The following is a 23282-nucleotide window of genomic DNA, read 5'->3' as shown; positions in this document are numbered from 1 at the left end:
TGAACGTGGAGAAGGTGATCTTCGATTACAGGAGGGAAGACTGGAACAATGTGCATGTGCTGGAGAGGAACCGTCTGGGGACAAGACCGTTTTACTGCGGATTTAAGGATGAAGAGACAGCGCATACTTATGACCGGTCAAAAAGCAGAAACTGGTTTCTGCTAAATGGAAACTGGGATTTTGAATATTATGAGACTCCTATGGAAGTACCGGAGAATTTCATGAACCCGGAGTTTTTTGGGGAAGGCTGGGGGAAGATGGCAGTGCCGGGACATTGGCAGTTAAATGGTTATGGAGAGCCTCATTATAACGACGCCATTTCTTTGTTTCCCATTTTGGATGAACCGTCCATTCAGGTGGATAACCCTACAGGAGCTTATCGCCACAGCTTTTTTCTAGAAAAAGAGGAAGACAGAGAATATCTGCTTCGGTTTGACGGAGTGGAGAGCGCTTATCACGTATGGCTAAACGGAAGATTCATCGGCTACAGCCAGGGGCCAAGGCTGACTGCGGAATTTGACATAACCGAGGCCCTTTTAGATGGAGAGAATCTTCTGGCGGTAAAGGTATACAAATTCTGCGACGGAAGCTATCTGGAAAATCAGGATATGTGGTGGTTCGGGGGAATCATCCGGGATGTTGGGATCGTTTCACGGGAAAAGATCCATTGCTCCGACTACAAGCTTGATGCTCTTCTTGTTAATCAGAATAAAGATGGAGCTTTCTCCGGGCTGGTCACAGTAAGCAATCATCAGGGCAGGGATGTGGAGGCTGAAATCGCCTTAAGTATTAATAAAGGAGGGGCGTACCTGTTCCGGGAGGAAAAGAAGGTTACCTTAAAAGAAGGGGAGACAAAGACAGCCTTTGAAGGAATTCTTCCGGGAATCCTTGCCTGGTCCGCTGAAACACCAGAGCTTTACGAAGTCATGATGAGCCTTAAAACCGAGGACGGGGCCGCAGAGTATTACCCGGAACGGATCGGGTTTCGGAATGTGGAGCAAAAGGATGGGCTGATTCTTATAAACGGCAAGCCCATTAAGTTCAAAGGTGTAAACCGCCATGATTGGAACCAGGATAAGGGCAGATGTATCACCATAGAGGATATGAAAGCTGATTTAAGGCTGATGAAGGCAAACAACATCAATTCGGTGCGGACCGCTCACTATCCAAGTCATCCCGATTTTCTGACTCTCTGTGACGAGATGGGCTTTTATGTCATGGAGGAGGCAGATTTAGAATGTAACCAGATGGCGTACATAAAGGGAAAGATGGATAAGCTGAGCGAGGATGTGTTGTGGGAAGCCAGCTATGTGGACCGGGCTGTCCGCATGGTGGATCGGGATAAAAACCATTCAAGCATACTCATCTGGTCCCTTGGCAATGAATCCGGGTTCGGATCAAATTTCGTGGCTTCCGCAAGAGCGGTCAGAGAGAGAGATACCCACCGCCTGATCCATTATGAGGAGGACCGGGATGCTTCGGTGGCTGATATGTACAGCAGCATGTATACAAGACACGCTCAATTAGAGCTTTTGGGACGGGATACTTCTAAGAAAAAGCCCCATGTTGTCTGCGAGTATGCACATGCCATGGGCAACGGGCCGGGCGGCTTAAAGGAGTACTGGGAGATTTTTGAAAGATATAAAAGACTCCAGGGCGGATTTGTCTGGGAATGGATTGACCACGGGATCCGCAAGCAGGATGAAGCAGGGAAATGGTACATCACCTATGGTGGGGATTATGGCGATGAACCCAACAGCGGGGCTTTCTGCTGCGACGGTTTGATTCAGGCTGACCGGACTCCTACTCCTGGCCTTCGGGAGCTTAAGAAAGTTTTGGAACCGGTGAAAGCAGGAGACTTCTGTCTGGAGAGCGAAAGCATTTCAATAAAGAACCGGTATGATTTTCTGACTCTGGACCATCTGGTATGTTTATGCCGGGTTTGGTCAGGGGAGGAGACCTTGATGGAGACAGAGATTTCCCTGGAAGGAATCGGACCTCATTCTGAAAAGAGAGTGAGCATCGAAGGACTGAAACAAGCTGCCTTTAAAAACACGTTACAAGATATCTGGCTGGATCTAAGTTTTTGTTACCGGGAAAAACCACTCTGGGCCTTAGAGGACCAGGAAGAGGTAGCTTTCCATCAGGAGATGCTTAAGGAAAGATGTCCTGAAAAAGAATTAGAGGTATGGGATGGCATTTTAAAGCTTAAACAGGAAGGAATTCATGTCATTGTTTCAGGAGATCAGTTTGAAGCCGTTTTTGACAGGGTTCGGGGGAACCTTTGCGGATACCGCATAAAGGGAAAAAGCCTTATAGAAAAGGGACTTGGCTTAAACCTGTGGAGAGCTCCGGTGGATAATGACAAAAACATGAAGACGCTGTGGGAAGAACACATGGTAAACCATATGTGCAGCGTGGTAGACCGGGTAGAAGTGGAGGGGGACGAGAAACAGGTGGTGATCACCTGCCATCAGACCTATGCGCCTATTGTTATGGAATGGAAGATACTTGTAAAGTCTGTGTATACGGTAACGCCTGATGGCACTGTAAAAATAGAGGTTTCCGGAACTCCCGTGGGAACACTTCCGGAATGTTTCCCAAGGATTGGCCTTCGTTTTCTGCTTTCCGGAGAATGCGAAAAGGTCAAATGGTACGGAAGAGGGGAAGGGGAGACCTACCCGGACTGTAAAGATGGGGGGAAAATGGGCATCTTTGAAAAGTCTGTGGATGACTTCTATTTTCCATATGTGGTTCCTCAGGAAACAGGAAACAGAGAAGATACGAAGTGGCTCATGGCTAAATTCAGTCATGGGGAGGCCCTTTGTCTTAAATCAGAAGTGCCCTTTGGCTTCAGTGCCCTTCACTACAGCCAGGAGGAACTTACAAGGGCAAGCCATACCAATGAACTGCTAAGAGAGGAAGAGGTGTATCTTTCTGTGGATTATGGACAGAACGGTTTGGGAAGCGCCAGCTGGGGCGCGGAGGCCCTGGAAAAGGACCGCTTAAAGCCTGAGCCATTCCATTTCGTGTGGAAACTGTCCGGAGGAGAATCATAAAGCCGGCAGGCTTGGAGGAGAAGGAACATGAAGAGTATAATAACGAAAAGAAATGCGCCATATTTCTTTCTGGCGCCAATGATTATCCTGTTTCTGGCATTTATGGCGTATCCCATTGCGGATTCCTTCCGGCTCAGCTTTTTTAACTTTGAGGGAGGAACGTATACGCTGGTTGGCTTAAATAATTATGCCGTGATGCTAAAGGATCCTATATTCTGGAAATCTCTTTCGAATACGGTGATCTATTTAATCGTTCAGGTACCGGTTATGGTGATCTTATCTCTGATCTTAGGGGTGCTGGTGGAGCAGGATTTCTTAAAATTCCGTGCCTGCTACCGGATCGGCGTATTTCTTCCATCCATTACGGCCCTGGTGGCCTATGCCATGGTGTTTAAACTGCTTTTGAATACGGACTACGGCATTATCAATTACGTGCTGCGTGCAGCGGGCTTTCGCGGTGTAGACTGGCTCAATACGGTGTGGGGAGCCAGGTTTTCCATTATCATGGGCATTACGTGGAGGTGGACGGGGTATAACACCATCATCATGATCGCAGGGATCAAGGGTATTCCAACAGAGCTTTATGAGTCAGCGGATATAGACGGCGCCTCGTTTTGGCAGAAGGTCATGGGAATTACCATACCCATGGTGAAGCCGATCATGCTGTTTGTCAGCATTACTTCTACCATTGGCACCCTCCAGCTTTTTGACGAATCCTTTATATTGACCCAGGGAGGGCCGGATAATGCCACCATTACCATCGGCCATTATTTGTACAACACAGGCTTTGCATTCTTTAAATTCGGATATGCGGCTGCTTTAAGCTATGCTCTGCTCATCATTATCGGCGTGCTGTCTGTAATCCAGTTTAAGATGACGAAGGGAGGGGAAAATTGATGGACGCAATGAAAGGAAAAAACTTGGGAAGAAAGGCAGTCACCTATGTGTTTTTAACAATAGCAGTTTTTGCCTCCTTGTTTCCGTTTTATTTCATGTTTGTGTCGGCAACCAACACAAATGCCCAGATTTTAAGCGTGTCTCCGAAGCTGACCTTTGGGACCAACCTCCTCACGAACCTTGAGAATTTAAATAAGAAGTTGGATATCGGAAGAGTTTTTATCAATTCCATGATCATGACAGTAAGCTACACGGGTCTGTCCATCTTGTTTCATTCCATGGCAGGCTATGCGCTTTCCAAATACGAGTTTAAGGGTAAGGGTCTGATGTTTGGATTTATCATGATGACCATGATGATCCCCGGACAGGTCATGTATGTCCCCTTATTCACCCTGATGAACCGGATCGGATGGGCGAATACATATCAGGCTGTGGTTCTTCCGGGACTGGCCAATGCCTTTGGCATCTTCCTCATGAGGCAGAACATGCTGTCCTTTCCGGCTTCCCTCATTGAGGCGGCACGGATTGACGGTTATGGGGAAATGGGGATCTTTTTCCGGGTAGTCCTGCCAAACATGAAGCCGGCGGTGGGAGCCCTTGGCATCTATATGTTTATGAGCATGTGGAATAATTTTATGTGGCCGCTGATCATATTGGGGACCAAGTCCATGTATAACTTTCCGGTTGCCCTGTCCATGCTGGATGGAGTCGTATGGAGAAAGGATTATGGCGTGATCATGCTTGCGACGTCATTAGCAACACTGCCCATTCTTTTGATTTTCCTGATTTTCCAGAAACAGTTTGTAGCCGGGGTTATGGGCGGCGCAGTAAAGGAGTAAGAGGGGAAAAAACTATATAAGGTACATTCCAAGTGAATGAAAAGGAGGATTTTATGAAAAGACAGATGAAGGCAACAGCGTTATCACTGGTCATGGCACTGTCCCTTACGGCCTGTTCGGGAGGAGGCGCGCCGGTAACAAAAGGGGGAAGTGAAGCAAAGGGAGAGGCGGATAAATCCCTTTCCGGTACCGTAACCGTATGGAGCTGGGATGTGGCCCTGGCCCATCTTCAGGAAGAAGCGGAAAAATTCAATGAGATTTATCCCGATGTAGAATTTAACTTTGAAGAAATGGGCGTTTCCCAGGTGTACAGTAAGATTACCACCTGCCTTCAGTCCGGGATCGGACTTCCGGATGTGGTATCTTTAGAAGGGGAGCAGATGGCAAAATTCGGAGAAAAGTTCCCGGATAAGTTTGTGGACTTCACCGGTGATATCAAGGCCGAGGATTTTCTGGATATTAAAATATCTGAATGTACCGCAGGAGGAAAAGTTGTGGCTTATCCATGGGATGCAGGCCCCTGCGCCATGTTCTACCGGACTGATATTTTTGAACAGGCAGGAGTAAAGGCAGAAGATATTGTGACCTGGGATGACTTTATTGAAGCGGGAAAGACCATTATGGAAAAGACCGGAACGGCTATGATGCCTCTGGCAACGGCGAGAAAGGATACCACTTACCGGATGCTTTTAATGGAACAGGAAGGCTTTTACTTTGATGAGAACGGCAATACCAATGTAAATTCTCCGGAATCCATTCGGGCTATGGAGATGATCCAGAAGATTTATAATGCCGGGATCACGGTAAATGATAACAGCTGGGATGATTTCATTGCTTCCTTAAGCGGCAGTAAGATCGCCTGTGTGCCGGAGGCAGTATGGCTTGCCGGTTCCATCAAGGATGCTGCTCCGGATCAGTCCGGCAAATGGGGCGTAATGGAGCTTCCCAGATTCGACAAGGACAAAGAGTCAGGCGGGGCCAGCAACGGCGGTTCTGTTTTGGCGGTTCCAGCGTCCGCAAAGAGTAAGGAAGCGGCTGTGGAATTCGTGAAGTTTGCCATGACCGACAAGGAAGGCAATGTAGAGGGCTTTACCAAATACGGTCTGTATCCATCTTATATTCCTGCACTTGATTCAGAGGTGTTTAAGGAGGGGGATGAATTTTTCGGAGGCCAGAAGATTTATGATCTTTTCAATGCAGTGGGCCAGAAGATACCAAAGTGCAACTACACGGCTAATTTTGCTGAAGCCATTGACTTATCCAAAAATGCAGTGAGCAAAGTGACCCTTGACGGACAGGATCCGAAGACGGTCATGGATGGCCTGCAGGAGGAAATGAAGGCCAAATTCGGAAAATAGGAATTTTACATCCGGTATGGCATCGTGTAAGGAGAAAGAGAAATGAAAAAATATCTTGGCATGCTGGGGCTTTTGATTGTGACGGTGATATGGGGAGGAGGCTTTGTGGCCAGTGACATTGCCCTTTCCAGCTTAAGTCCGGCTCAGATTCTGGTCACCAGGTTTTTGCTGGCATCGGTACTTATGTTTCCTCTGTGTGCCAGGCATTTAAAGAGTATAAAGAAGCAGGAGATAAGGGCGGGAATTATTTTGGGAGTCTATTTGTTCGCGGCTTTTGCCCTTCAGATCGTAGGTCTAAAATACACGACACCGTCTAAGAATGCATTCCTCACCGCTACAAATGTAGTATTTGTCCCTTTTATCGCCAGAGTCCTCTATCGGAAGCATGTGAGCGTTCAGGGAGTGATTGGAGCCTTTATGGCCATTGCCGGGGCAGGAGTTTTGTCTCTGGATAAAAATTTCGCCATAGGCCTTGGTGATGGGCTGACACTGTTATGCGCCGTTTGCTTTGCCCTGCATATCTTTTTTACCGGAGAATACGTGGAAAAATACCGGGTGACGGTACTGATCTTTTTCCAGATGGTTACGGCCTTTGCCTTTTCCCTGTTCTATCTCCTTATAACAGGAGGATGGGGAGAGTTCTCTATGACAAGGGAGGGGATATTAAGCGTCCTGTATCTGGGAGCGGTGAGCACCACTCTTACCTATCTCATTCAGACTGCATCCCAGCAGTATGTGGATGAAACCAGGTCCGCCATTATCCTTTCTATGGAGGCGGTTTTTGGAACATTGTTTTCTGTCCTCCTCCTCCATGAGAAAATTGACGGAAAAATGGTGGCAGGCTGCATCCTGATCCTTGGAGCAGTTCTGGTATCGGAAATTAAGATCATGCCTTTATCCAGATGTGAAAGGGATACTGCTTAACCAACTTAAGAGATGTTGGAACATAAAAATGCGTATTGATTGGGCTTTATAACGCTCTCAATCAATACGCATTTCTTCATTCTTATTCCGGGATTAAACTTCGAAATTAAAATACTTTATTGCATTATTAAAGGAAATTCCCTCAATGATTTCTTTTAAGGAATCCTGGTCGTCCGGATATTCTCCGTTTTCTACCCAGCCGCCGACTAACTCGCAGAGGATTCTGCGGAAGTATTCGTGTCTGGTATAAGATAAGAAGCTTCTGGAATCGGTAAGCATTCCGATGAAGTTTCCAAGGCATCCTAAGTTAGCCAGAGAGATCATCTGCTCGGTCATGCCGGTCTTGTGATCGTTGAACCACCATGCAGAGCCCTGCTGGATCTTTCCTGGGAATTTGCTCTGAAAGCAGCCAAGGATGGTGCCGATGGAGGCGTTATCATTCGGATTTAAGGAGTAAATGATGGTTTTTGGGATCTCATCAGTTGCGCTTAACGCATTTAAGAAGTCAGCCATCTGTGCGGAAGGAGCATAGTTGTTGATGCAGTCAAAACCTGTGTCTGGTCCCAGGTTTTCAAATGCCATGGCATTGTTGTCACGCTTACAGCCGTAATGAAGCTGCATCACCCAGCCCATGCGGTTGTATTCTTTTGCGGCGAACAGCATGAAGGCGGTCTTATATTTTAACTCATCTTCCTTTGAAATGGCTTTGCCGGAAAGTCCATTTGCAAAGATCGTATCAAGCTCTGCTTCATCAGCAGGAGCATACATAACATATTCAAGGGCATGATCGGATACGCCGCAGCCCTGGCTGGTGAAATATTCCATGCGGTTCTTTAATGCGGTCTTTAAGGAAGCGAAATCCTTGATCTCCACGCCGCTGACAGCAGATAATTTTGTCATATAGGCTGCAAAATCAGGTTTTTCTATGTTCATGGCCTTGTCAGGTCTCCAGGCCGGAAGCACCTTTACTTCAAAGGTTGAATCAGATGCAATTTTCTGATGCCATTCCAGAGTATCGGCTGGATCGTCGGTGGTGCAGATCAGCTTAACATTGGACTGCCTGATTAAGTTGCGGACGCTCATGGAATCTTCCTGAAGCTTTTTATTGCACAGATTCCATACTTCTTCTGCTGTATTGCCGTTTAAGTGGCCGGTAAAGCCGAAATATCTCTGAAGCTCTAAGTGACTCCAGTGATAGAGTGGATTGCCGATCAGCCTTGGCAGGGTTTCTGCCCACTTCTGGAATTTCTCACGGTCGGAAGCATCCCCTGTGATGTATCTTTCATCCACGCCGCATGAACGCATCTGACGCCATTTGTAATGATCGCCGCCTAACCATACCTGGGTAATGGTGTCAAACTTGCGGTCTTCATAGATTTCCTGTGGATTGATATGGCAGTGATAGTCTACGATAGGCATGTTTTCTGCATAGGTGTGATAAAGCACTTTTGCTGAATCGGTAGACAGTAAAAAGTCCTTGTCCATAAACTGTTTCATGTTAGAGAGTCCTCCTTGAATATGTGAAATTAAAAATTAGTAGTACCTCGTTTTATCAGTTCCGGGGTGATGGTGGTTTTTCCCGGTACGTTTCCCTCTTCCAGAACCTTCATTAAAGTGTTTACCGTGGTGGTACAAATGGATTCCACTTTATTGTCCACGGAAGTTATTTCCGGAGTTGTGCACTTAGAAAGAATGGAATTGTTGTATCCGATGATGCTTAAATCTTTCGGGATCGTAAGTCCTGCCTTGTCTGCATATTTAACGGCTCCGACAGCCAGAATATCTTCGGAAGCCAGTACAGCGTCAAAATAGACCCCGGAACGGGAAATCGTATCCAATCGTTCCATCGCAGCGTCTAAGTCCTTGCTACAGAGCACCATAAGCTCGTCCCTGACCATAAAACCGGCATCTCTTACCGCATCCCGGTAGCCGGAAAGCTTGTTTAAATTGCTGAAGGAATTACCGGAATAAAGATAGAGCACCGAGGAACGGCCGGAGCGGTATAGCCGTAAAGCAGCATCGTAAACGGCCGCGTGGTCGTCACAGACCGTGCTGTAGATCTGCTCCCCATCCAGCTGCCCGTTGACCAGCATAATGGGAAGATCCTTTGCTGCCTCCAGAAGATAGGCGTTGTCCTTTGGTTTTGCTTCTATATAATGGGAACCGGTCAGGATGATGGCATCCACCCGTTTGGAACGCAAAAGCTCCAAATACTTCTTCTTGGTTTCAGGGAGATAGCCGGTGCAGCAGAGGAGGGAATCATAGCCGTTGCCCCTTAATTCCTTTTCCAGATAATAAATGGCTTCTGCCAACCATGGGTCGGAAGAATCGGCGCACATGATTCCAATGGTCTTCATCGTATTTAGCCCCAGGCTTCTGGCGAATACATTGGGGGTGTATCCCAGCTCCTTCATGACGTCGAGAACCCGCTTTCTGGTCTTTTCGCTGACATTGGGATTTCCATTGATGACGCGGGAAACGGTGGCAATCGATACGTGAGCATGTTCGGAAACATCATAGATATTCAAAAACATCACCTCCGTAATTGTAAGTATTTACATACCCAGTTCATTATACATAATTATGATAAATATTACAATCCCTGATTTATTGTTTTCGCAAATAATCCGATGAAAACCCGGTTATTTTGTAAATGCTTACAAATGTTTCGTATATGCGAAAATCATCTTGCTTTTTTCCAGTTTTTCGGAGTATACTAAGACATAGAAATGGAGGCCAAACCATGAAACTGAACAGAACGACGCAAAGAACCGTTGAAATCTTAAAATTAATCTCCAGAACGCCGGAGGGGGCTACCCTGGATGACCTATGTGAAAAGCTGGATCTGCCAAAGACCAGCGCTTACGATATTGTGACAACCCTTGCCGAGATGGGCATGGTGAATGTGGCCAGGGGACAAAAACAGAATTATACCATAGGCTTAATGGCCTACCGCATCGGAATTAATTATACCAATAATCTGGATTTTATCGGAATCATTGAGCCGGTGCTCAAAGCATTTTCAAAGGAAGTGGGGAAAACAGTCTTCTTTGGAATCCCCTCGGATCATCATGTGGTATACATATGTAAGTTCGAGCCGGAGAACCCAATTATTACCACAGCTACCGTTGGTTCCAAAAACCCCATGTACTGTACCTCCCTTGGAAAGGTAATTCTTGCCTACAGCGATGAGGAGGCCAGGGAGCAGATGATCAACCGGTTGAAATTCACCCAGTACACCGAAAGAACCATCAGAAACAAGGGCCAGCTTCTGGAAGAACTGAAACAGGTTCGGGAAAGAGGCTATGCGTTTGATGCCAGGGAGATGGAGGAGCATATGCAGTGTGTGGGAGCTCCGGTTTTTGACCGGGATGGCAATGTATTAGGAGCCATCAGCGTGTCCAGTCTTTATAAGCCTTCGAATGATTATGAGGCTTTAGGAAAGCTGGTTTCCGAAAAGAGCATGGAGGTTTCCCGTTTGTTAGGCTTTCTTGGAAAAATATAAGGAATACCTGTTGACAAAATGGAAGGAAACGATTAATATTTCAAGTATAAGAATCGTAAATATGAAATTAATTCGTATATACGAAATTGAAGAAGGAGAGAATAGGATGATGAAAAAAGAACAGGTTTTATCAAAGATGAAAAAAGACTGTCTGGTCGCTGTTGTTCGTGCAAAAGACTTTGAGCAGGGCGAAAAGGTAGTTGACGCCATCATTGCAGGCGGCATCAATTTTATTGAAATCACAATGACCATGGATGAAGGAAATCCAATTGAATTCATCGCAAAAATGTCTGAAAAATATAGCAAAAATGACGATGTAGTTATTGGAGCAGGTACTGTTCTGGATCCGGAGACAGCAAGAGCAGCAATTCTTGCAGGTGCTAATTACGTAGTAAGCCCAGGCTTAAATGTTGAGACCATCAAGCTTTGCAACCGTTACAGAGTGCCGATGCTCCCAGGCGTCATGACACCTACCGAAGCAATTACCGCATTGGAGTGCGGCTGTGACGTGATCAAGATCTTCCCAGGCAACATCATGGGACCAGATGCGATCAGCTCCTTTAAAGGACCTCTTCCTCAGGGTGATTTCATGCCATCCGGCGGCGTTGACGTTGACAACGTTGATAAGTGGATCAAGGCAGGAGCTTATGCCGTTGGTACAGGCAGCAGCTTAACAAAGGGTGCTAAGACAGGAGATTTCGCAGCAGTAACAGCGAAAGCAAAAGAATTCGTTGAGGCAGTAGCCGCAGCTCGCAAGTAAGAAAACTAATAATAAAAATTAATAATAGAATTTTAGGAGAGAACACAAATGGCAAAACTTGTAACAATGGGCGAGATCATGTTAAGATTATCTACCCCAAATAATGAGAAATTTATTCAGGCAGATGAGTTTGATGTAAACTACGGCGGCGGTGAAGCAAACGTAGCTGTTTCCTTAGCAAACTATGGACATGACGTTGAGTTCGTAACAGCAGTTCCTAAGAATCCCATCGGTGAGTGTGCGGTAGCTGCTTTAAGAAAATACAACGTAGGAACAAAGCACATTGCAAAATGCGGCGAAAGACTTGGTATCTACTATTTAGAGACAGGTTCTGCTATGAGAGCATCTGCAGTTGTATATGACAGAGCGCATTCCTCCATCGCTACAGCAACCGCAGCTAATTTTGACTTTAACGAGATTTTTAAGGATGCAGACTGGTTCCATTTCACAGGAATCACACCGGCAGTAAGCGATGAAGCAGCAGAATTAACTGAGGCAGCTTTAAAGGCAGCTAAGGCTAACGGCGTAACTGTTTCCGTAGACTTAAACTTCCGTAAGAAATTATGGTCTTCTGAGAAGGCTCAGAAAGTCATGACAAACCTGATGCAGTACGTTGATGTATGCATCGGCAACGAAGAGGATGCAGAAAAGGTTCTTGGCTTTAAGCCAGGTAATACCGATGTAACTTCCGGCGAACTGGAATTACAGGGTTATGTAGACATCTTCAATCAGATGGTCGATAAATTTAACTTCAAATATGTGGTCAGCTCCTTACGTGAGAGCTTCTCAGCTTCCGATAATGGCTGGTCTGCATGCATCATGGATGGCGCAACCCGTGAATTCTATCACTCTAAGAAATATCGCGTTACCCCTATCGTTGACCGTGTAGGCGGCGGCGATTCCTTCGCAGCAGGCGTGATCTGCGGACTGGTTGACGGTAAGGACTTTAAGGGCGCTTTGGAGTATGCAGTTGCTGCCTCCGCATTAAAGCACACCATTCCTGGAGACTTCAACCTGGTAACCAGAGAAGACGTAGAGACTTTGGCTGGCGGCGACGGTTCAGGTCGTGTTCAGAGATAATTTATAAGAAGAAGGGGAGTCATTTGGTAATGGCTCCCCTTTTAAAAACTATGGAGGAAAGATCAAGATGAGTGACAGACCTTTTGATTTACTGAGCCTGGGAGAACTTTTGTTACGCCTGTCTCCGGAAGGTGTGGAACGGCTTGTGCGGGGAGATTCCTTTCAAAAGCAGGTGGGCGGTGCAGAATTAAATGTTGCCGTAGGTGCGGCTCTTTTAGGGCTTCATACTGGAGTGGTTACCCAGCTTCCGTTTAACGATATAGGAAATTTTGTAAAGAATAAAGTCCGTTCCTATGGTATCAGCGATGACTATTTTGTCTACGACAATAGTTTAAGTGCCAGGTTGGGGCTTTATTATTATGAATACGGAGCATATCCAAGAAAACCTAAGGTCATTTATGACAGAAAAAACAGTTCTTTTGTTCAGATCAGCACCTCTTCATTCCCAGAGGAGATGTATCGGGCAACTACCTGTTTTCACACCACAGGAATCACCCTGGCTTTGTGTGAGAATACCAGGAAGACAGCCATTGATATGATCAAGAAATTCAAGGAGACGGGAACAATCATTTCCTTTGATGTGAATTTCAGGGGCAATCTCTGGACCGGTGAGGAAGCCAGAGCATGCATTGAACAGATTCTTCCCTTTGTGGATATTTTCTTCTGTTCAGAAGAGACGGCAAGACTGACCTTTAAGAAGGAAGGAACCGTTAAGGAGATGATGAGAAGCTTTACGGAAGAGTATCCGATATCTGTCGTGGCTTCTACACAAAGGATCGTGCACAGTCCCAAGAGCCATACCTTTGGTTCCGTGATTTACGATGCTTCCAGAAAGGAATATTACGAGGAAGAGCCTTACCATAACATTGATGTTGTCGATCGGATCGGAAGCGGAGATGCTTATATTGCAGGCGCTCTTTACGGACTGTTAAGCAGCGGAGGTGACTGCATGAAGGCAGTCCAGTACGGCAATGCAGCCTCTGCATTAAAGAATACCATACCGGGAGATCTTCCTACTTCTGACTTGAGCGAGGTCAATACCGTTATAAAAGACCATAATGATAAAGGTCCTCAGAGTGAGATGAGCAGATAAAGTGAAAATCACAATACCGTCAAACGAGGCAGGATTCCTTAAGATCCTGCCTCATTTCCATATTCAGACCGGTAATCGACAAATTGCGGCAGCAAAATACAAATCTTCGCGACAACTTAAACCTTTAAATATATAAAGTGACGATATAAAAAGTATTTGGTTAATTTTAAATTAAAATATTGACAAATAAATAAAAAGGATATATATTAAAGTTGTACATTATAGTGTATATTTTTTTGAGAAATTAATTTAAACGATTAAATAAATGTTTTTTGGCTGATGAATATTTATATCTATCGGCCAAAAAATAAAAAAGTTATTTAAACGTTTAAATAAAAAAATAATATAATTTAATGGAGGGTTTATTATGGGAAGAAAGAAATTACTGGCACTGCTTCTGTCAACAGCTGTGGTTTGCGGTTCATTGGCCGGCTGCGGCGCCAAGGGAACACAAAAGTCGGAAGGGACTGCGGCCGGAAGCACTGAATCCAAGGCAGGGGAAAGCAGTAAGACGGATTCAGCCGAAGCAGGAAAGAAGGTAACCATTGCAGTCTGGAATGAGCCAAGTAAAGACGAAGCTCTTAATATGTATTTACAGGCTGGAAAGGCAACCGGTATTGACGTAGAAGTGACAGTGATCCCGGAAAGCGATTATTCTTCTAAATTGAACCAGATGGTATCAACCGGGAATGATTCCGTAGATATTTATGTGATCTGGGAAAATGACATTGCAAATTTTGCCCAGGTAGGCGGAATCATTCCGCTTGACGATTATCTGGCCAAATCCACAATTAAAACAGATGAGTTTATTGATGCGGTAGCAAAGCTGTCTGAAGGCCTGGGCGGTACCTATGGATTACCATGGTGTGCAGCTACGGAACTGCTTTATTACAACCAGGATATGTTTGATGCAGCAGGCATTGCCTACCCGACGAATGACTGGTCTTATGCAGATTATAAGGCAGCGGCGGAGAAGCTTACCAAAAAGGCGGCCGACGGAACAACAGAAGTATATGGAAGCACGCTTCCCAATACTCAGACCTGGTGGGCAGGGATCGGCGGTGCAGGAGATCAGGTTTTTGATCCGGCCAAGGGTCAGATGGTGATCGGCGACGGAGCTGTTTCCTTTGTCTCTGATGTGGCACAAATGGTTAAAAACGGTACCATGCCGGAACCTTCTTCCGATACTGCAGATCTTTTTGCAGCCGGAAAAGCGGCTATGAGCTGGCAGGGAAGCTGGAATATCGGAACTTATGGCGGCGGACTTGCCTTTAACTGGGATATAGCCTCAATTCCTACCGATAAATTGAAATATAACACGCTACATACCGGTTTTTACAGCATTAATGCAAAGAGCAAGAATCAGGATTCCGCGTTTAAAGTAATTGAATACCTGATGGGCGAGGAAGGTCAGGCCATTAACTCTAAGGCAAGCGGCAATCCTTCAGCAATCAAATCCATAGCAGAAAAAGGAGCCTGGAAGGTGGAGAGCGTAACGACAATCGAAAACTGGGATGCCATAACAGACTCCTTAAAAGCCGGTGTATTTGGATATACATGCTTGCCATCCGGTGTAACCAACAATGCAATCAGTGAATTTAACTCAGCGGTATTAGGTCAGAAAACACCGGAAGATGCGGTGAAGAATGCTTCCCAGTATGCAAAGGAGACGATTTGCTATTAAAGCAGCCAGGCACAGGAGCGGCCGCAGACCAGACGGAAAGCGGAAGGGAAGCGGCCGCAAAGAAAGGTCATTTGTGCCTTTAAGCGAAAGGATCGTGAATGCTATGAAAAATGAGAAAAGGAAGCCGATAAATAAAAAGAAGCTTACGAACCATCTGACTGCATATGCTTTTTGCGCCCCATGGTTTATAGGATTTATATGTTTTACCTTATTTCCCATTGTTTTTATGTTTGCAGTGAGTTTGACAAACCGGAAATTAAATGGTATTTCAAATTTTGTAGGATTTGCAAATTACGTTAATATGGTTCAAAGCCCTACCTTTTGGAATTCCATAAAAGTGACCTTGTTTTTTACGGTTGTTATGATGGTGGTTACTACGATCTGGGCAGTGATTCTTGCTATGTTGTTAAATTATAAACAGAAATTAAACGGCATATTCCAGTTCTGTTATTTTCTTCCTTCCGTTATACCGACGGTTGCACTGGCGTATACATTCCGTACCATTTTCGGAAAAGAGGCAGGTCTTTTAAATGCCATCATTTCACAGCTGACTGCAAAAAATGTGATGGTGAACTGGCTGTATGATAAACGCACCATTTATCTTGCCGTATTTTTTATTACCCTGTTTACATACAACACCGGACAGATGATGTTAATCTTCCGCTCAGGCTTAAATGATGTTCCCAGAGAGCTTTATGAAGCGTGTGACATTGACGGTGCAAGTCCATTCCGGAAGTTTTTCGGCATAACCCTTCCCATGATTTCCCCCATTGTGCTGTTTAATGCGGTTATGGGCTGCATCAGCGCATTAAATGGTTCCTTTGCACTGCTTTATCCATTGACAGGGGAAAGCGGAGATCCCAACGGGATGACCCAGGTTTTAAGCCTTTTAATCTATAAGGAAGCTTTCAGCAATATGAAGGTAGGCTATGCCTGTGCGCTGTCGGTGGTCCTGTTTCTGATCGCCTGCGGTTTTGGGATCGGCATATTTGCAGTATCAAAAAAACTTGTCTATTACGAAAATTAAGGAGGAGAGGCCATGAATTCAGCAAAAGCAAAGAAAAGGGCAGGCAGGATTCTAATTTTTATTCTTAAGATTCTTGTTGCTGTTATCATGTTTTCTCCGATCATATGGGTGTTTTCGGGAGGGTTTAAAAATTTAACAGAGTTCACCACCTCTTCTGATATTATCCCTAAGAATGTGACACTGGAAAACTTTAACTATATCTTTTTTCATTCCAACTATTATTTATATGTACGAAATACCGTTCTATTAATGGCAGGGACTACGTTAGGGACATTAATATCCTCCTCCTTTGTAGCCTATCCTCTTGCAAGAATGGAATTTCCCGGGAAGAATTTAATCTTTTCATTGATTGTGGGTACAATGATGATTCCGGGTATTGCCCTGATTATTCCCCAGTACATTATGTTTGGAAAGATCGGCTGGCTGGATTCCCTTCTCCCCATGATCATTCCGTCATTTTTTGCTTATCCATATAATGTATTTCTTTTCCGGCAGTTTTTCCGGTCCATCCCTAAGGAACTGGATGAAGCAGCAACCATAGATGGCTGCAGCAAGCTGGGCGTGTTTTTTAAAGTGCTGGTGCCTCTGTCAAAGTCCACCTTTACCACGATTGGCGTGCTGTCCAGTGTATTCTGGTGGAATGAACTGACCCAGCCGGTGTTCTATATTAACAGCGACAAGTGGAGAACGCTGACCATTGCATTAATGACTACATTTATGTATACTTCTGGTAATGCATTTGTCATTAACTGGCCGTCGATTATGGCAGCATCTTCCCTGATGATTCTGCCCCCTATGCTTCTTTACCTGTTTGGTTCCAGATTTCTGGTTGAGGGGATCAAAACTTCCGGTTTAAAAGGATAGCAGAAATGGGCTGCCATGAAGTGATGGGTAAAGAACGGAAAAAATGAAAAGAGGGAGTATATACTACCATGACATTAAAAGAAATTGCTTCTATGGCCGGTGTATCCGTAGCAACGGTATCATATGTGCTCAACAATACGGCTCAGGTAAGTGAAGAGACAAGAAAACGGGTAGAAAAGATCATAAAAGAGACGGGATACCGGTCCAATATCCTGGCGAAAAGTCTTCGGACAAATGAATCGTTCTTAATCGGAGTGATTGTTGAAGACATTACTGTCTGGCATACGGCCCATATCATTGATGGGATCAATGAAATAGCAGAAGCAAGAGGATATAATACCATCTTAAATAATTTAAGGCTTCTTAGCAAAATAGAATCCCAGTTTGAACATATTTCAAATTTTCAAAAGGACATCGATAAGGCGGTAGATGTTTTAATTGGAATGCAGGTGGATGGCATTATTTATGTGGGCATGCATGACCGCAAAATAAACCATGTACTTCATGATATAAAAAAACCGGTGGTATATTGTTACTGTTACACGGATGGGGAAGGATCTTCAATCCGCTATAGTAACGAAAAAACGGTTTACCAGATGACACAGATGCTTATAAGCAATGGACATAAGGAGTTTGGTGTGATTAACGGGCTTAAAGGATCGGAACCTGCTGCTCTTAGGTTTAAAGGCTTTCAGAGAGCCTTAGACGAGGCGGGGATAGAATTAAAGCCCGAGAACGTTGTATGCGGAAACTGGAAGTACCGGGAAGGAAAGGAAGCAGCCAGAAAGATACTTAATAAAAAAGACTTTCCGACTGCGATTGTAGCAATGAACGACGATATGGCAGTGGGTGTTTATGACGCTGCCAGAGAGCTTGGACTTAAAATTCCAGACGATATTTCAGTAACGGGATTTGATAACGGAGATATTGTCCAGTATGTGACTCCAAGAATCACCACAGTGGAAAGGCCTCTCCAGGAAATGGGATACCGTTCCATGGAGCTCTTACTTGAAAGCATTCATGGAACCAGCGTGGGAGATGTAAACATCACCTTGCCCTGCGCTCTGATAGAAGGAGAGTCGGTAAAGAAACGGAACGAAACTGCGGTTTATGAATAAAACTAATTGCTGAGTGAGGAAACGATATGGATGGTGGTAAGTTGACAACAGTGGATTTAAAAAGCATTATAATTAATGATCCATTCTGGAACAGATATATTGATCTGGTGGATCATGTAATATTACCCTTTCAATGGGAGCTGATCAATGATCAAGTAGAAGGAGCCGAAAAAAGCTATTGTATCAGAAATTTCCGGATTGCCTGCGGCGATGAAAAAGGAGATCACAAGGGCATGGTATTTCAGGATACGGATGTTGCCAAATGGCTGGAAGCTGCCGCCTATTCCCTCGCTAAAAAAAGGAATCCAAAACTGGAAGCCGCTGCCGACATCGCCATCGATTTAATTGCCAGAGCCCAGTGTGAAGATGGATATTTGAATACGTATTATACAATTACAGGAGAAAAACGGTGGTCTGACTTATTGGAAGGCCACGAGCTTTATACCGCAGGGCATATGATCGAAGCGGCAGTGGCTTATTATGAAGCAACGGGAAAGAATAAATTTCTTCATGTGGTTTGTAAGTTTGCCGATTACATGTGTACGGTGTTTGGAAAGGAAGAGGGAAAAATCCACGGCTATCCGGGACACCCGGAAGTGGAGTTGGCCCTTGTAAAGCTTTACCGGGTCACCAAAATGACAAAATATCTGGAACTGGCTGATTTTTTTGTACAAACCAGAGGGGAAAGACCTTGTTATTTTTTAAACGAAGACTGTGTAAAGAATCAGAATTTCATTTTTCCTGAATTTAAAGATTTTGACCTGGATTATAACCAGTCCCATATGCCTTTGAAAGAACAGGAAACAGCGGAAGGGCATGCGGTGCGGGCGGTTTACTTATACAGCGCCATGGCTGATTTGGCTTATGAATATCAGGATAAAGAACTGTTAAAACAGTGCGAAATTCTGTGGAACAATATTGTGGAAAAAAGGATGTATATCACCGGAAGCATTGGTTCTGCATCCTATGGGGAACGATTTACCACGGATTACGACCTGCCCAACAATTCAAATTATTCTGAATCCTGTGCCACAGTAGGGCTTGCCATGTTTTCCAACCGGATGTTCCAGATCACAAGGGATGGAAAATATACCGATATAGTAGAAAAGGCATTATACAACACCCTTTTGGCGGGGATCGCCTTAGACGGGAAACATTTCTTTTATGTCAATCCTTTGGAGGTGGTTCCTGAGATTGCAGAGAAAAATCCGACTTACCGCCATGTAAAAACCACAAGACAGCTTTGGTTTGGCGTGGCCTGCTGTCCGCCTAATATTGCCAGAACCCTTGCTTCCCTTGGCAATTTTGTGTATGCTTCAGAGCAGAATACGGTTTATGTGAACTTATTTGTCGGCAGCAGGATTGAAACCGACTTGTCCTCCGGCCATGTGGAGCTTATACTCAGTTCTGATTATCCGGTAAAAGGCGATGTGACATTGGAAATCACTCCGGAAATGGACGGACAGGAGTTTACCGTAGGAATCAGGAAACCGTCCTACTCAGGCAAAGCGGAGCTAAGTGTAAATGGTATTAAGGAAGCTGTGTGCCTGGAAAAAGGATACCTGTATCTAACTCGTAAATGGAAGGCAGGAGATAAGATCACAGTGGTTTTTGATGTTTCTTTCCGTTTTGTAAGATGTAACCCCAGGGTACGTGATAACATCGGTAAGGTCTGCCTGATGAAAGGGCCAATGGTGTATTGCCTTGAGGAAGCGGATAACGGCAAGTATCTGGCATCAGATATCATGGACAGTTCGGTGCCGCCGAAAGAAGAATTTGACGAATCATTGCTTGGCGGAACCATGTGCGCCGGACTGGAAGGCATGCGCATTGATTATTCCAGAGTAGGAGATACCCTATATGAGGAAGAGAGACCCTCATACATAAAAGATACGTTTAAGGCGATTCCCTATTGCTGTTGGAATAACCGGGGCAAGGGTGAAATGATTGTATGGATGCGTGAAAAGTAAAAACAGGCAATTAAAAAGAAAATCCGGCGAGGTACTGGCCGGATTTTCTTTGATTGAAATCATTATAATTATCTAATTTCCGCATTCAATGCTGATCTCATTGAATTTCTCTAAAATGTGTTCCACATCCATACTGGACTTTTCGTCCCCTTCCGTGTCAATGATGGCATTTCCCTGATGCATCATCAGCAGACGGTTTCCATATTCTACGGCATACCGAAGGTTATGAGTGACCATAATGGTGGTCAAATGCTTTTCCTTTACAATCCGGTCTGTCAGCTCCATGATGTTCTCGGCTGTCTTTGGATCCAGGGCAGCAGTGTGTTCATCTAAGATCAGGAATTCAATGGGAGTCATGGTGGACATAAGAAGAGCCATAGCCTGCCTCTGACCGCCGGAAAGAACGCCCACCTTTACATGCAGCTTATCCTCTAAGCCAAGGCCCAGGAAGCGAAGCTGTTCCTTATAATAGGATATCCGCTGCTTATTAGTACCGGGAAGAAGATTAAAGGGCTTTCCCTTGGTATCAGCCAGAGCCATATTTTCCAGGATTGTCATATTGGGGCAGGTGCCCATAGCCGGGTTCTGGTAGACTCTTCCAATCCGGCGCTGGCGCTTAAATTCCGGCATGTTGGTGATGTCGGCGCCGCCCACCAGGATGGAACCGCTGTCCAAAGGAATGCTTCCGCAGATGATGTTTAAAAGGGAAGTCTTACCGGAGCCGTTGCTCCCTACCACAGATACGAACTGCTGATCTTTAATGGTGAGATGAAAGTTCTGGAACAGGCACATCTCATTGACGGTTCCCTGGTTGTAATATTTATTAATGTTTTGAAGTTCAAGCATGTTGTTTCACCTTCTTTTCCCTGCCGTTGCTGATCACCAGAATAGCCAGGAACAGCACTGATGTGATCAGTTTTAAGTCCGATGCTTCCATTCCCAGATAAATGGCAAAGGATACGCAGGCTTTGTAAATGATAGAGCCAATAATGACTGCGGTGGTGGATTTCACAAATCCAAACCGTTTAAACAGCTTTGTACCAATGATTACATTGGCAAGGCCGATAACAATGGTACCGGTTCCCATACTGATTTCAAAAAACCCTTTTTGCTGGCAGTATACGGAACCGGCCAGAGCAGCCAGGCCGTTTGCGATGGCGAGACCGATGATCTTTACCATGCCTTTATCCTTGGCCAGAGAGGTAACAAGTGTTTCATTGTCACCCACAGCTCTTAACAAATAGCCGGAGCGGGTCTTTAGATACTGGTCAAGCAAAATCTTAACGATCACCACGATGACAGCTAATATGATCACAACGCTGATATCGGCAAGCTTCCCAGGTAACAGGCGGTTCACAAAACTGTTTTCAAAGATGGAATCATTATTAAAAAATGGGACATTGGATTTACCGGCTATCCGCAGATTCACAGAATAGAGGGCAGTCATGACAATAATACCTGACAGAAGATCCCGTACCTTTAATTTTACATGGATAAAGCCGGTGATGCATCCGGCCAGGGCACCGACGGCAAAGGCTATAAATAACGTTGCCGCCGGGTTCATTCCGGCCAGGATCAGGGTAACGGTAATTGCGCCTCCCAAAGGGAAGGTTCCATCAACGGAAAGATCTGGAAAATCCAGAATCTTATAAGTGATGTAAACGCCTAGCGCCATAATGGCATAGACAAGGCCTTCTTCTAAAACGCCAAGTATGATTGACATGGTTTAACTTCCTCCAATATTTCCAGTGTTATGATTTCTAGTGGGTGATATCTGTAAAAACTTCAGCGGCGGAACCGGTAAGCTCTGACGGCAGGCTGATCCCGAGATTCTCGGCAACCTTTGCGTTTCCGTAGAATGCGGCTTCCTTGATTACCTCAAAATTCATGTCGCTAGCCTTTGCCTCACCCTTTAATACTTTTGCAGCCATGATACCGGTCTGCTTGCCTAAGTCCACATAATCAAGACCCATGGAAGCCAGGCAGCCGATTTTCACCTGCTCTACTTCGCTGCCGAATACCGGTATGTTTTTCTTTCCGGCTTTATCTAAGATCAGCGGAAGAGAGCTTACTACGGTGTTATCCGTTAAATTGTTTAAGCAGTCAACCTTTTCTAAAATGCTGTCAGTTGCCAGAGGGATATCGGCAGTTGCGGACACAGCGCCTTCTACGATTTCAAAGCCATAGGAAGCGGCAGCGGCTTTATATTCCTTGATTGCTGCTTCTGAGTTCACTTCGCTGGTGCTGTAAAGAATGCCGATGGTCTTCGCATCCGGAAGAATCTTGCGGATCATTTCCAGCTGTTTTTCCACCGGAAGCTTATCGCTGGTTCCGGTGATTTCCCCGACCGGAGTTCCATCTTCTTTTGCCAGAGCTGCTGCAACCGGATCGGTAACTGCTGTGAAAATAACAGGAACGTCGGTCTTCTTTGCTCCGCTATAGGCGGCCTGAGCCATTGGGGTGGCGATGCCGCAGATCAAATCCGCCTTTTTGGAAAGGAAGTTGTTTATGATCTGGCTGGCTGTGCCTCCGTCAGCCTGGGCATTTTCGTATAAGACGGTTAAGTTTTTCCCTTCCACAATTCCTTCTTCAGAAAGGCCCTGTAAAAAGCCTTCCCGGCAGTTATCAAGGGAACCGTGCTCTGCGAACTGGCCGATGCCGACGGTGTAGGCTGTGCTGTCATTGGAAGATGATTTTTCCGGAGCTGCCTTGGAAGAACAGCCGGAGAGTGCGGCAGCTGCAAGGGCAGCCAGTAACAGGGTTTTGATCGATTTTTTCATAATATTTCCTCCTTAAGATGGTTTCCGTTGACAGAGCGAGGGAGTGAGGGGAATCCTGAAAATAAAAAAAGTCCCAAGTACGCAAAAATACGTACTTGAGACGAATCATACAATCCGCGGTGCCACTCAAATTGGCTTTATAAAAGCCCACTTTTCATATACTAACATATATGCCACGAGAAATAACGGTTGTGGTTTCCGTCAGCCCCTACAAAAAACAATGGTTCGGGGCCGCCCTCAAAAGTCCATTCAGCTATCAGCTTTATACCGCACTCGCACCAACGGCGGCTCTCTGAAATATTGCCTGGAAAGCTTACTCTTCTT

Annotated in this window: 19 protein-coding genes and 1 other annotated feature (1 of these 20 cut by a window edge); of the genes, 14 read left to right on the top strand and 5 right to left on the bottom strand. The window is 45.2% G+C overall.

Translation table 11 applies throughout. The features are described from left to right. Positions 1–5 precede the first annotated feature (5 nt). The 5 genes from ACHZES_RS05165 to ACHZES_RS05145 are packed head-to-tail and all read left to right on the top strand — an operon-like array spanning position 6 to position 7077. Positions 6–3059, top strand: a complete 3054-nt coding sequence (locus ACHZES_RS05165) for a glycoside hydrolase family 2 TIM barrel-domain containing protein (RefSeq protein WP_395548884.1) — start codon at positions 6–8, stop codon at positions 3057–3059. A gap of 27 nt (positions 3060–3086) precedes the next feature. Then, positions 3087–3956 (top strand): carbohydrate ABC transporter permease, encoded by an 870-nt coding sequence (locus ACHZES_RS05160; RefSeq protein WP_051835230.1) that lies wholly within the window; start codon positions 3087–3089, stop codon positions 3954–3956. Continuing rightward, positions 3956–4795, top strand: coding sequence for a carbohydrate ABC transporter permease (locus ACHZES_RS05155; RefSeq protein ID WP_395548885.1), 840 nt, complete (start codon positions 3956–3958; stop codon positions 4793–4795). The genes ACHZES_RS05160 and ACHZES_RS05155 overlap by 1 nt, the downstream gene beginning before the upstream one ends. A 53-nt stretch (positions 4796–4848) precedes the next feature. Next, complete coding sequence (locus ACHZES_RS05150) at positions 4849–6153, top strand: ABC transporter substrate-binding protein (protein WP_395548886.1); 1305 nt, start codon at positions 4849–4851, stop codon at positions 6151–6153. 42 nt (positions 6154–6195) lie between these two features. Further along, positions 6196–7077: a DMT family transporter gene (locus ACHZES_RS05145; protein ID WP_038282517.1), complete on the top strand. Its 882-nt coding sequence runs from the start codon at positions 6196–6198 to the stop codon at positions 7075–7077. Between the two features lie 93 nt (positions 7078–7170). Here ACHZES_RS05145 and uxaC read toward each other — a convergent pair whose 3' ends face one another. Both uxaC and ACHZES_RS05135 read right to left on the bottom strand, forming a co-directional pair. Next, complete coding sequence (uxaC, locus tag ACHZES_RS05140; RefSeq protein ID WP_395548887.1) at positions 7171–8574, bottom strand: glucuronate isomerase; 1404 nt, start codon at positions 8572–8574, stop codon at positions 7171–7173. 29 nt (positions 8575–8603) lie between these two features. Next, positions 8604–9605 (bottom strand): LacI family DNA-binding transcriptional regulator, encoded by a 1002-nt coding sequence (locus ACHZES_RS05135; RefSeq protein WP_395548888.1) that lies wholly within the window; start codon positions 9603–9605, stop codon positions 8604–8606. 215 nt (positions 9606–9820) lie between these two features. Between ACHZES_RS05135 and ACHZES_RS05130 the strand changes: the two genes are divergently transcribed. From ACHZES_RS05130 to ACHZES_RS05090, 9 genes are all read left to right on the top strand, one after another. Then, complete coding sequence (locus ACHZES_RS05130; RefSeq protein WP_025232601.1) at positions 9821–10582, top strand: IclR family transcriptional regulator; 762 nt, start codon at positions 9821–9823, stop codon at positions 10580–10582. 109 nt (positions 10583–10691) lie between these two features. Further along, positions 10692–11342, top strand: coding sequence for a bifunctional 2-keto-4-hydroxyglutarate aldolase/2-keto-3-deoxy-6-phosphogluconate aldolase (locus ACHZES_RS05125; RefSeq protein WP_038282820.1), 651 nt, complete (start codon positions 10692–10694; stop codon positions 11340–11342). Positions 11343–11390: 48 nt separating this feature from the next. After that, positions 11391–12422 (top strand): sugar kinase, encoded by a 1032-nt coding sequence (locus tag ACHZES_RS05120; RefSeq protein WP_038282506.1) that lies wholly within the window; start codon positions 11391–11393, stop codon positions 12420–12422. Positions 12423–12489: 67 nt separating this feature from the next. Next, entirely contained in the window at positions 12490–13515 is a 1026-nt protein-coding gene (locus ACHZES_RS05115) for a sugar kinase (RefSeq protein ID WP_089994822.1), read from the top strand. 367 nt (positions 13516–13882) lie between these two features. Beyond that, entirely contained in the window at positions 13883–15199 is a 1317-nt protein-coding gene (locus tag ACHZES_RS05110; protein ID WP_395548889.1) for an ABC transporter substrate-binding protein, read from the top strand. Beyond that, complete coding sequence (locus ACHZES_RS05105) at positions 15174–16226, top strand: carbohydrate ABC transporter permease (RefSeq protein WP_395548890.1); 1053 nt, start codon at positions 15174–15176, stop codon at positions 16224–16226. Before ACHZES_RS05110 ends, ACHZES_RS05105 begins: the two co-directional genes overlap by 26 nt. Before the next feature lie 12 nt (positions 16227–16238). After that, the gene (locus tag ACHZES_RS05100; RefSeq protein WP_395548891.1) at positions 16239–17090 is read left to right on the top strand and encodes a carbohydrate ABC transporter permease; all 852 of its coding nucleotides are present in this window, start codon (positions 16239–16241) and stop codon (positions 17088–17090) included. 68 nt (positions 17091–17158) lie between these two features. Beyond that, positions 17159–18208, top strand: coding sequence for a LacI family DNA-binding transcriptional regulator (locus tag ACHZES_RS05095; protein ID WP_038282501.1), 1050 nt, complete (start codon positions 17159–17161; stop codon positions 18206–18208). 26 nt (positions 18209–18234) lie between these two features. Next, on the top strand, positions 18235–20178 hold the full coding sequence (locus ACHZES_RS05090) for a glycoside hydrolase family 127 protein (RefSeq protein ID WP_395548892.1): 1944 nt from the start codon (positions 18235–18237) through the stop codon (positions 20176–20178). Positions 20179–20250: 72 nt separating this feature from the next. Here the strand turns inward: ACHZES_RS05090 and ACHZES_RS05085 are convergent, their stop codons facing one another. From ACHZES_RS05085 to ACHZES_RS05075, 3 genes are read right to left on the bottom strand one after another with little or no spacing between them, the layout of a single operon-like run. Beyond that, entirely contained in the window at positions 20251–21024 is a 774-nt protein-coding gene (locus ACHZES_RS05085) for an ABC transporter ATP-binding protein (RefSeq protein ID WP_154524512.1), read from the bottom strand. Continuing rightward, on the bottom strand, positions 21017–21901 hold the full coding sequence (locus ACHZES_RS05080) for an ABC transporter permease (protein WP_395548893.1): 885 nt from the start codon (positions 21899–21901) through the stop codon (positions 21017–21019). Before ACHZES_RS05080 ends, ACHZES_RS05085 begins: the two co-directional genes overlap by 8 nt. Positions 21902–21938: 37 nt before the next feature. Continuing rightward, positions 21939–22958: an ABC transporter substrate-binding protein gene (locus ACHZES_RS05075; protein WP_038282495.1), complete on the bottom strand. Its 1020-nt coding sequence runs from the start codon at positions 22956–22958 to the stop codon at positions 21939–21941. A gap of 93 nt (positions 22959–23051) precedes the next feature. Continuing rightward, positions 23052–23282, bottom strand: a binding site (T-box leader); it runs 15 nt beyond the window's last position.

Origin of the sequence: Lacrimispora sanguinis (assembly GCF_044987295.1) — a bacterium.
GTDB lineage: Bacteria > Bacillota > Clostridia > Lachnospirales > Lachnospiraceae > Lacrimispora > Lacrimispora celerecrescens_B.
The sequence above is the reverse complement of the archived record's forward strand: the minus strand, read 5'-3'. Positions and strand labels throughout refer to the sequence as shown.

Excerpts from the sequence above, each read along its gene's own strand:
- ACHZES_RS05120 (WP_038282506.1), top strand. The coding sequence starts at position 11,391 with ATGGCAAAACTTGTAACAATGGGCGAGATCATGTTAAGATTATCTACC.
- ACHZES_RS05095 (WP_038282501.1), top strand. The coding sequence starts at position 17,159 with ATGACATTAAAAGAAATTGCTTCTATGGCCGGTGTATCCGTAGCAACG.
- ACHZES_RS05145 (WP_038282517.1), top strand. The coding sequence starts at position 6,196 with ATGAAAAAATATCTTGGCATGCTGGGGCTTTTGATTGTGACGGTGATA.
- ACHZES_RS05155 (WP_395548885.1), top strand. The coding sequence starts at position 3,956 with ATGGACGCAATGAAAGGAAAAAACTTGGGAAGAAAGGCAGTCACCTAT.
- ACHZES_RS05110 (WP_395548889.1), top strand. The coding sequence starts at position 13,883 with ATGGGAAGAAAGAAATTACTGGCACTGCTTCTGTCAACAGCTGTGGTT.
- ACHZES_RS05160 (WP_051835230.1), top strand. The coding sequence starts at position 3,087 with ATGAAGAGTATAATAACGAAAAGAAATGCGCCATATTTCTTTCTGGCG.
- ACHZES_RS05075 (WP_038282495.1), bottom strand. The coding sequence starts at position 22,958 with ATGAAAAAATCGATCAAAACCCTGTTACTGGCTGCCCTTGCAGCTGCC.
- ACHZES_RS05100 (WP_395548891.1), top strand. The coding sequence starts at position 16,239 with ATGAATTCAGCAAAAGCAAAGAAAAGGGCAGGCAGGATTCTAATTTTT.
- uxaC (WP_395548887.1), bottom strand. The coding sequence starts at position 8,574 with ATGAAACAGTTTATGGACAAGGACTTTTTACTGTCTACCGATTCAGCA.
- ACHZES_RS05105 (WP_395548890.1), top strand. The coding sequence starts at position 15,174 with ATGCAAAGGAGACGATTTGCTATTAAAGCAGCCAGGCACAGGAGCGGC.
- ACHZES_RS05150 (WP_395548886.1), top strand. The coding sequence starts at position 4,849 with ATGAAAAGACAGATGAAGGCAACAGCGTTATCACTGGTCATGGCACTG.
- ACHZES_RS05125 (WP_038282820.1), top strand. The coding sequence starts at position 10,692 with ATGAAAAAAGAACAGGTTTTATCAAAGATGAAAAAAGACTGTCTGGTC.
- ACHZES_RS05130 (WP_025232601.1), top strand. The coding sequence starts at position 9,821 with ATGAAACTGAACAGAACGACGCAAAGAACCGTTGAAATCTTAAAATTA.
- ACHZES_RS05085 (WP_154524512.1), bottom strand. The coding sequence starts at position 21,024 with ATGCTTGAACTTCAAAACATTAATAAATATTACAACCAGGGAACCGTC.
- ACHZES_RS05115 (WP_089994822.1), top strand. The coding sequence starts at position 12,490 with ATGAGTGACAGACCTTTTGATTTACTGAGCCTGGGAGAACTTTTGTTA.
- ACHZES_RS05090 (WP_395548892.1), top strand. The coding sequence starts at position 18,235 with ATGGATGGTGGTAAGTTGACAACAGTGGATTTAAAAAGCATTATAATT.
- ACHZES_RS05080 (WP_395548893.1), bottom strand. The coding sequence starts at position 21,901 with ATGTCAATCATACTTGGCGTTTTAGAAGAAGGCCTTGTCTATGCCATT.